The organism is Frankia tisae (assembly GCF_025403405.1).
In the GTDB taxonomy this organism is placed as follows: Bacteria; Actinomycetota; Actinomycetes; order Frankiales; family Frankiaceae; genus Frankia; species Frankia tisai.
Map to the genome: position 1 here is coordinate 1 of NZ_JANEZT010000276.1, position 9,300 is coordinate 9,300.

At 71.1% G+C, this 9,300-nt stretch carries 5 protein-coding genes; 4 read left to right on the forward strand and 1 reads right to left on the reverse strand.

The genetic code is table 11. The annotated features are described in order from the left end of the window. The 3 genes from NBZ85_RS22365 to NBZ85_RS22375 form a co-directional block, all read left to right on the forward strand. The coding region (locus tag NBZ85_RS22365) for an SDR family oxidoreductase (RefSeq protein WP_261562540.1) at positions 1-701 on the forward strand (701 nt) is incomplete at its 5' end. Between the two features lie 187 nt (positions 702-888). Beyond that, entirely contained in the window at positions 889-1,950 is a 1,062-nt protein-coding gene (locus tag NBZ85_RS22370) for a ferredoxin reductase (RefSeq protein ID WP_261558775.1), read from the forward strand. Positions 1,951-1,986: 36 nt separating this feature from the next. Continuing rightward, a complete protein-coding gene (locus tag NBZ85_RS22375; protein WP_261558774.1) occupies positions 1,987-3,060 on the forward strand; it encodes a fatty acid desaturase family protein in 1,074 nt (357 codons plus the stop codon). Here NBZ85_RS22375 and NBZ85_RS22380 read toward each other — a convergent pair. Next, positions 3,017-6,691: a HAMP domain-containing protein gene (locus tag NBZ85_RS22380; RefSeq protein ID WP_261558773.1), complete on the reverse strand. Its 3,675-nt coding sequence runs from the start codon at positions 6,689-6,691 to the stop codon at positions 3,017-3,019. The genes NBZ85_RS22375 and NBZ85_RS22380 overlap by 44 nt on opposite strands. 175 nt (positions 6,692-6,866) lie before the next feature. On the opposite strand from NBZ85_RS22380, the gene NBZ85_RS22385 reads away from it, so the two are divergent. Beyond that, a partial coding sequence (locus NBZ85_RS22385; RefSeq protein WP_261562541.1) for a SpoIIE family protein phosphatase occupies positions 6,867-9,300 on the forward strand: 2,434 nt, incomplete at its 3' end.

Here is a 9,300-nt window from a genome sequence, read left to right on the forward strand (position 1 = left end):
GCCTTCGCCGCGGGTATCACGTGGTCGTGAACTATCGGCGCGATGCCGACGCGGCGAAGGCTGTGGTCGAGGGAATCCGCCGGTCGGGGGGCAGCGCGGTCCCGTTGGCGAGTGATGTCACCGATCCGGGCGACGTGGCGTCGATGGTCGCGACCGTGCTCGCCGACCGGGGACGGATCGACGCGCTGGTGATCAACGCGAACACCGCCGCCCCGCCCTTCGCCTCGCTGAGCGAACTCACCTGGGCGCAGTTCGCCGCGAAGATGACCGGGGAACTCGCCGGGGCCTTCCACATCACCCAGCAGGTGGTGGCGGTCATGCGGGCGCAGGGCGACGGACGGCTGGTCTATCTCGGCAGCACCGCCGCCGACTACGTGGGCTCGGGCCGGCTCGCCCACGGGACCGCGAAGGCGGCGCTGGCCACCTTCGCCCGCCACGTCGCCGCGGAGACGGCCCGCGACGGGATCAGCGTCCTGACCGTCGCGCCCGGCGCCGTGCGTACCGAGGCGACCGCCGCGGTCCTCGACGCGGAGCGCGAGCGAGTGCTGGCGGACAACTCCGTGCTGCACCGCGTCCTGGAACCGGCGGACATCGCCGCCGCCGTCGGGTTGGCGCTCGACCCCGCCCTGCGCCCGGCGACCGGGACGGTGCTGCGCGTCGACGCCGGCTGGTCCGTACTCGCCGGCGGCCCCACCGCCTGAGGCCGGCGGCGCCACCACCTGAAGTGCGAGGCTGCGGTGTAGCCTCCCGTCCGGCGGGCACGAAATAGCTGCGACCCCGCCCGAAATTGCCAGAAATCCGCTCGAGAAGGCGTCTGGTCCGGTACGCCCGCTGGCGAAGGTGACACGATCTATGCTGGATATCCGACCAATGCTGGATATCCGACCAATGCTGACCGCGGCGGCCGGCATCCTGACAAGCCCGCTGGCGCCGGATGATTTCCGGGCCATGGTGAACCCGCTGTGGTCGCGGCAGCGATTGTCCGGTCGGGTCGAGGCCGTCATACCGGAGACTCCCGACGCCTCGACCATCGTCATACGTCCCGGTCGCGGCTGGCGAGAACATCTCGCGGGTCAACACGTCGGCATCGGCGTGGATATCGCGGGTGTGTGGCACTGGCGGACATTCTCGCTGTCGTCCCCGCCCGGCCACCCGGATAATCTCGTCACCATCACGGTGAAGGCGGGACCCGGCGGGTTTGTGTCGCGACATGTCGTGCGCCGGCTGCATCCCGGTGAGATTGTTCGGCTCAGCCAGCCGAGCGGCCGGTTCGTGCTGCCGGAGATCCTGCCGGCCCGGTTGCTTTTCGTGACCGCCGGCAGCGGCATCACCCCGGTGATGTCGATGCTGCGCGGCTTCGCCCTGGCCGGGGACATGCCGGACGTGTTCCACGCGCACGTCGCGCCGACCGGTCCGGAGGTCATCTTCGGCGACGAACTGCGCCGGCTGGCGGCCCGATTCCCCGGCCTGCACCTGCACGAACACCACACCCGTCCCGTCCCCGGCCGGCCGGCGAGGCGGCCGGCGATCGCGGACCTGTCCGCCGCCTGCACCGACCTACCGGACCGGATGGCGTGGATCTGCGGACCGCGGGGACTGCTCGACCGCGCCGAGGCGTACTGGCGGGCGGCCGGCCTCGCCGACCGGCTGCGGACGGAACGGTTTCAGCCGGTGCGGCGCCCGTCCGGAGCGCCCGGCGGGCGGGTGCGCTTCGTCAGGAGCGATCGGGAGGTGGCGGCCGACGGGGGCACCTCCCTGCTGGCAGTGGGCGAGGAGGCGGACGTCGTCATGCCGAGCGGCTGCCGCATGGGAGTCTGCCGCACCTGCCTGGCCCGTCTCACCGGCGGCCGGGTCCGGGACCTGCGCACCGGCGAGGAGCACGGCGACCCCGGCGACCTCATCCAGACCTGTGTGTCCACCGCCGTCGGCGACGTCGACATCGACCTGTGACCTGGACATCGACCTGCCAACTGGAGGAGAGCGCGGATGTCAGGATCGACGCACCTCAGCGCCCGCGACATCGAGGAGTTCGGTCGGGAACTCGACCGGCTGCGGGCGGAGGTCATCGCGAGCCGCGGCGAGGACGACGCCCGGTACATCCGACGGGTGATCGCCGTCCAGCGCCGGCTCGAGGCCGGCGGCCGGGCGGTCATGTTCGCGTCCGTCCTGCCGCCGGCGTGGCTCGCCGGCACGGCGATGCTCAGCGTCGCCAAGATTCTCGAGAACATGGAGATCGGGCACAACGTCCTGCACGGCCAGTGGGACTGGATGCGTGACCCGGACATTCATTCCACCACCTGGGAATGGGATTTCGCGTCACCTGCCGACCAGTGGAAGCACTCCCACAACTATGCCCATCACATCTACACGAACGTGCTCGGTAAGGACCGGGACCTCGGGTACGGAATGCTGCGGGTCTCGCCCGAGCAGCCCTGGCATCCCATCTACCTTGCTCAGCCCCTTTACAACCTGGGCCTCGCCGCGGTGTTCGAATGGGGAATCGCAATCTACGACGCCGAGATCGAAAGGGCGTGGCAGGGCGAGAAGAGCTGGGGCGAGACCGCGGGCCAGCTCGGGCGGGTGCTACGCAAGGCCGCCCGCCAGGGGCTCAAGGACTACGTGGCGTTTCCCCTTCTCGGCGGCCCGGCGTTCCTCCCCGTCCTGCTGGGCAACCTCACCGCAAACGTCACCCGCAACGTCTGGGCACACACGATCATCACCTGCGGCCACTTCCCGGCGGGCACCCGCACCTTCACCGAGGAGGAGATCGCCGAGGAGAGCCGCGGCGAGTGGTACCTGCGCCAGCTCCTCGGCTCCGCCAACATCAGCGGCCCGGCGATCCTCCACCTCCTGTCCGGCAACCTGAGCCATCAGATCGAGCACCATCTCTTCCCCGACCTGCCCAGCAACCGCTACGCGCAGATCGCGCCGCGGGTCCGCGACCTGTGCGAGCGCTTCGGCCTGCCTTACACCACCGGGTCACTGCCCCGGCAGACCGCGAGCGTCTGGCGACGGATCACTCGCCTGGCGCTGCCCACCGTGAGCGCCGCCCGGGGGTGAGGCTGGCCCGGATGCAGGCGAGGAGTTCCTCGATGTCCACCGGCTTGGTGACGTAGTCGGTGGCCCCGGCGTCGAGGCACTTCTGCCGGTCGTCCGGCATCGCCTTGGCGGTGACGGCGATGATGGGCAGGTCGGCGAACTGGGGCATGGTCCGGATGGCGGCGGTGGTGGCGTAACCGTCCATCTCGGGCATCATCACGTCCATCAGCACGAGGTCGATGCCCGGGTTGGACACGAGCGCGTCGATGCCCATCCGCCCGTCACCGGCGTGGATCACCCTCAGCCCGTGCAGGTCGAGGATGCTCGTGATGGCGAAGACGTTGCGCACGTCATCGTCGACGACGAGCACGGTGCGGCCGGCGAGCCCGGGAGTCGTCCTCGGCGCGTGGGACGGTTCCGCGGGCTCCGCCGCCGGCCTCGCGGGCTCCACCGCGGGCCTCCCGGTCGCGGTCGCGTCCATCGGCGGGGCGAGTGCGGCGAGGGCCGGCGGGAGAAGGTCCAGGGTGACGGTCGTCGCGGCGGGCAGCGGAGCCCGTTGGGCGGGGGGAACGGCGTTCGATGGCGGCCGCCCGGCGGAAAGCTGGGGGTAGGAGTCGGGCGGCGTCGTGGCCGGCGGGACCATGGGCAGCCGCAGCGTGAAGGTGCTGCCCCGCCCGAACTCGCTGCGGGCCTGGATCTCGCCGCCCAGCAGCGTCGCCACCTCGCGGCAGATCGACAGCCCGAGGCCGGTGCCGCCGTAGCGGCGGCTGGTGGTGCCGTCGCCCTGCTGGAACGCCCCGAAGATGCGTTCCAGGTTCTCCGCCGCGATCCCGATTCCGGTGTCGGACACCGAGAGCAGGACGGCCTGCCCCGCCCCCTGCCCGCCGGCGCCGGCGCCGGCACCGGACGGCGTGATGGCGAGGTCGACGCTGCCCTGCTCGGTGAACTTCACCGCGTTGGACAACAGGTTGCGCAGCACCTGCGCGACCAGGTGACGATCGGTACGCAGCCGCGGGGGCAGATCGGGCGCCGTCGCGACGGTGAACCGCAGGCCCTTCTCCGCGGTGATCGGCGAGAAGGTGGCCTGGACGTCGTCGACGATGTCGCCCAGGGCGACCTCCTCCAGATGGATGTCCATCTTCCCGGCCTCGACCTTGGACAGGTCGAGGATGTCGTTGATGAGCTGCAGGAGATCCGAACCCGCGGAGTGGATGACGTGGGCGTACTCGACCTGCTTCGGTGACAGGTTACGAGTGGGGTTCTGCGCGAGCAGGCGAGCGAGGATCAGCAGGCTGTTCAGGGGTGTGCGCAGCTCGTGGGACATGTTCGCCAGGAACTCGGACTTGTACTTCGAGGCGAGGGCGAGCTGGCGAGCCCGCTCCTCCAGTTCCTGGCGGGCCTGCTCGATCTCGAAGTTCTTGACCTCGATGTCGTGGTTCTGCCGGGCCAGCAGGGTGGCCTTCTCCTCCAGCTCGGCGTTGGAGAGCTGGAGATCCTCCTGACGGGACTGCAGTTCCTCGGATCGCGCCTGCAGCTCGGACGCGAGCCGCTGGGACTCCTCCAGCAGGGCGTCAGTGCGGGCGTTGGCGATGATCGTGTTGACGTTGACGCCGATGGTCTCCGTCAACAGGTTCAGGAAGTCGTGGTGGGCCTGCGCGAAGGGGTTGAAGGAGGCGAGCTCGATGACGCCGAGCACCTGGTCCTCGAACAGGATGGGGAGCACGATCAGGGCGACCGGAGCCGACTGCCCGAGGCTGGAGGCGATCGTCAGGTAGCCGGCCGGGGTGTGCGCGACGGTGATCGGCCGCTTCGTCCGCGCGGCCTGCCCGACCAGGGACTGGCCGAAGTCGAACCGGCGCGCCTGCGGCGGGGCCTGGTATCCGTAGCTGGCGATCAGGTTGAGCGCGGGCCGCGCGGCCCCGGACTCGGCGAGCAGGAAGGTGCCGTACTGCGCGTCGACCATCGGCGTCAGCTCGTCGATGACCAGCTGGGCGACGGTCTCCAGGTCGCGGTGCCCCTGCATCAGCCCGGCGATGTGGGCGAGGCTGGTCTTGAGCCAGTCCTGTTCCTGGTTCGCGCGGGTCGTCTCGCGCAGCGACCGCACCATCGCGTTGATGTTGTCCTTGAGCTCGGCGACCTCGCCCTGCGCGTCGACGTCGATCGACCTGGTCAGGTCGCCGGTGGCGACGGCGCTGGTGACGGCGGCGATGGCCCGGACCTGCCGGGTGAGGTTCCCCGCCAGCTCGTTGACGTTCTCGGTGAGGCGTTTCCAGGTACCCGCGAGGCCCTCCACCTCGGCCTGGCCGCCGAGGATGCCGTCCGTGCCCACCTCGCGGGCCACCCGCGTCACCTCAGCCGCGAACGAGGACAGCTGATCGACCATCGTGTTGATGGTCGTCTTCAGCTCGAGGATCTCCCCGCGGGCGTCGACATCGATCTTGCGGGTCAGGTCACCCTGGGCGACCGCCGTCGTGACCTGGGCGATGTTGCGGACCTGGCTGGTCAGGTTGTTCGCCATGAAGTTGACGTTGTCGGTGAGGTCCTTCCAGGTGCCGGACACCCCCTTCACGCTCGCCTGGCCGCCCAGGCGGCCGTCGGTGCCGACCTCGCGGGCGACCCGCGTCACCTCATCAGCGAAGGCGCCGAGGGTGTCCACCATGGTGTTGATCGTGGCGGCGAGCACGGCGACCTCGCCCTTCGCCTCCACCGTGATCTTCTGGGAAAGGTCGCCGCGGGCGACCCCCGTGGCGACCTGCGCGATGGAACGGACCTGCGCCGTCAGGTTCGACGCCATCACGTTCACGTTGTCGGTGAGGTCCTTCCAGGTTCCCGACACACCGCGGACGTCCGCCTGCCCGCCGAGCCGCCCGTCGGTGCCGACCTCCCGGGCCACCCGCGTGACCTCGTCGGCGAACCCCGAGAGCTGATCAACCATCGTGTTGATCGTGCTCTTGAGCTCCAGGATCTCCCCGCGGGCATCAACGGTGATCTTCTGCGACAGGTCACCCTTCGCCACCGCCGTCGCGACCTGCGCGATCGACCGGACCTGGCTGGTCAGGTTGCCGGCCATGACATTCACCGACTCGGTGAGGTCACGCCAGGTACCCGAGACGCCCTTGACGTCCGCCTGCCCGCCGAGCCGCCCGTCGGTGCCGACCTCCCGGGCCACCCGCGTGACCTCGTCGGCGAACCCCGAGAGCTGATCAACCATCGTGTTGATCGTGCTCTTGAGCTCCAGGATCTCCCCGCGGGCATCAACGGTGATCTTCTGCGACAGGTCACCCTTCGCCACCGCCGTCGCGACCTGCGCGATGTCGCGGACCTGACCGGTCAGGTTGCCGGCCATGGCGTTGACGTTGTCCGTCAGGTCCTTCCACGAGCCCGAGACCCCGGGGACCTCGGCCTGGCCGCCGAGCTTGCCCTCGGTGCCCACCTCGCGGGCCACCCGGGTCACCTCGGAGGTGAACAGGGCGAGCTGATCGATCATCCCGTTGAAGACGGTGGCGATCTCGTCCAGCAGATCGTCACCGATCGGGGGCAGGCGGGTGCCGAAGTCGCCGCCCCGCACGGCGGTGAGCCCGGCAAGCAGCTGTCGCAGGGCCGGATCATCCAGCCGGGCGCGCGCCGCACCACGATCCGTGGTCTCGGTCACTGTTATCCTCCAGCCTGTCACCCACAGTGCCCGTTCCGCCGGGGAACCGTCGCAGTCGACACCCGGATCCCTTCGGGGCCTCTGCAGTAGGGTAAAGGGACAAGACCGGCGTCTTGGCCACACGCCCTTGCCCTGGCGGGCGACCAGCGCCTGGGGTGGACAAGGAGACACGTTCGTGGGCTCCGCGGACGGCATCACCGGCCAGCCTGGCCACACGGCGGGGCTACTGGGCGTGATTGCACGTCAGCAACGGCAACTCGCGGAGTCCCAGTCACGCACCGCCTCCGACGCGCTGATCGACGTCGCGACCGGGGTGCTGGTCGAGCGACTGCGGTGTTCGGTGGCCGAGGCCGGCGAACAGCTCCGCAGCCTCGCCTCCACCGCCGGTATCGCCCCGGCCGACTTCGCGGCCGAGGTGCTCGGCCAGGCTCCGGGTGCCTCTCCGCAGCCTCCGCTGGACGACGCTGCCCGCCGCCGCACCTGGCTGGCGCAGGTCGCCGTCGGCCACGCAGCCATCGGCCACGGCACCGACGGCCACGGCACCGACGGCCACGGCACCGACGGATGCAGCACCATCGGCCACGGCACCGACGGATGCGCAGTCGCACAGGCCGTCCTCAACGAGGCCCTGGCCCCGCTGGGAGTAGTGGCCGTGGCCTTCTGGATGCTGGAACCGGACGGCGCGCTCGCTCTGGTCGGGCAGGCCGGTCTGGACCTGCTCAACGCGAGCCGCTGGCAGCGGATCCCGCCACAGCTGGACTGCGCCGCCCTGCGCGCCGCGTGCCTCGGCGCACCCCAGTGGTGGCCGGCCGGATCCCCGCCGGGGCCGGCGGGGGCCGCGGGGCACGCCGACGGGCTAGCCCGGCTCGGTCCCTGGCGAGGAGCACGCGCGGCCCTGCCGTTCCTGCACGCCGGCGCCGTCGTCGGCGCCATGGAGATCTGCTGGCCGGCCCCCCAGGCCCAGTTCAGCGAGGGGATACGGCGCGAGCTCACCGCCCTCGCCGACCTCTGCCTGCGCAGCCTGCAGCCGCCAGGCGGACCCGGCACGACCGGCACGACCGGCGTCGTGGCGGCGCAGACTCTTGCCAGCATCGGGACGCTGCCGGCCAGGGTCGCCTGGCTGCCGGCGCTCCTCGACGCCATGGGCGGGTCGGTGCTGCTGGCGCACGCTGTGCGGGCCGGTGACGGGGAGGTGCTCGACTTCCGCATCGACCACGTCGGCGAGGGCTTCGTGGATCCGGGTGGGCGGCCACCCGCCGCGCTGCTGGGGCGTGGCCTGCTGGAGCTCTACCCTCTACTCGGCGCCGACGCGGGCCTGTTCAAGCGGGCGGTCGAGGTCCTGCGCACCGGCGAACCGTTCCGCGCCGATGGCACGGTCCTGCTCACCCTGGTCGACGACGTGGTCGTCACCTGGGAGGCGGATGTGCGCATCGCCCGCCTCTTCGACGGCGTCGCCCTCGGCTGGCCCCGCAGCGAGGGAGGCGAGAGCGGGGATTCGCTGCTGCGCGCCGTGCAACGCCTCGGCCGGTTCGGCGCCTGGCAGGAGGAGATCCGCACCGGCGGGGTGCGCTGGACCCGGCACACCTACGAGCTGTTCGGCCGCCCCCGCCATGACCCGCCGATCACCCTCGACAGCCTCGACCGCCACGTCCATCCCCAGGACCGAGCGGCCGTCGACCAGCTACGCGATGCGCTGCTACGGCTGAAGCACTCTGTCACGGTCTCCTTCCGGGTCCTGCTCCCCGATGGGACGATGCGCCAGCTCCGCGCGATCGCCGAACCCGTGACCGACACCGCCGGAACGCTGATCGCGGTCCGCGGCGTCTACCAGGACCTGACGAGCCACTACCGCACCCAGGTCGTCCTCGACGCCACCCGACACCAGCTCGCCGACTCCGAGGCGCGGGCCGCCGGCCAGCACCGCCTCGCGCTGACCCTGCAGCGGGCGCTCCTGCCCGGCTCGGACGAGGCCGTCGAAGCCAGCGGACTCGCGGTCGCGGTCCGCTACCGCCCGGCCGAGCAGAAACATCTCGTCGGGGGCGACTGGTACGACGCCGTCACCCTCCCCAGCGGCGACGTCCTGCTGGTCGTGGGCGATGTCGCGGGCCACAGCATCCGGACCGTGGCCGGCATGGTGACCCTGCGCAACAGCCTTCGCGGTCTCGCCGTCACCGGCGCGGGGCCCGCGCAACTGCTGCACTGGCTGAACCGGGTCACCTACCACCTGACCGACGACATCACCGCGACCGTGATCTGCGGCCTGTACCGCCCGTCGGACCACACCCTGCTCTGGGCCCGCGCGGGGCACCTGCCCCCGGTCCTCGTCCGCGGCGGCACCGCCAGCATGCTGCCGCAACCGGAGGGGCTGCTGCTCGGCGTCGAGCCCGACGCGACCTACGAGGAGACCGTCCACCACCTGGCCAGCGAGGACATCCTCCTGCTGTTCACCGACGGCCTCATCGAACGCCGTGGCACCGGGCTGGACACCTCGCTCGCCGCCCTCCTGCGCATCGCCGGGCAACGCCAACCCGACGTTGCCCGGCAGGCCGACCACGTCCTCGCGCACACCACCCCCGACACCGACGACGACACCTGCCTGATCGTCATCC

Bases quoted from the DNA above. Each gene is read 5' to 3' on its own strand.
- NBZ85_RS22370 (WP_261558775.1), top strand. From the start codon at position 889: ATGCTGACCGCGGCGGCCGGCATCCTGACAAGCCCGCTGGCGCCGGAT.
- NBZ85_RS22375 (WP_261558774.1), top strand. From the start codon at position 1,987: ATGTCAGGATCGACGCACCTCAGCGCCCGCGACATCGAGGAGTTCGGT.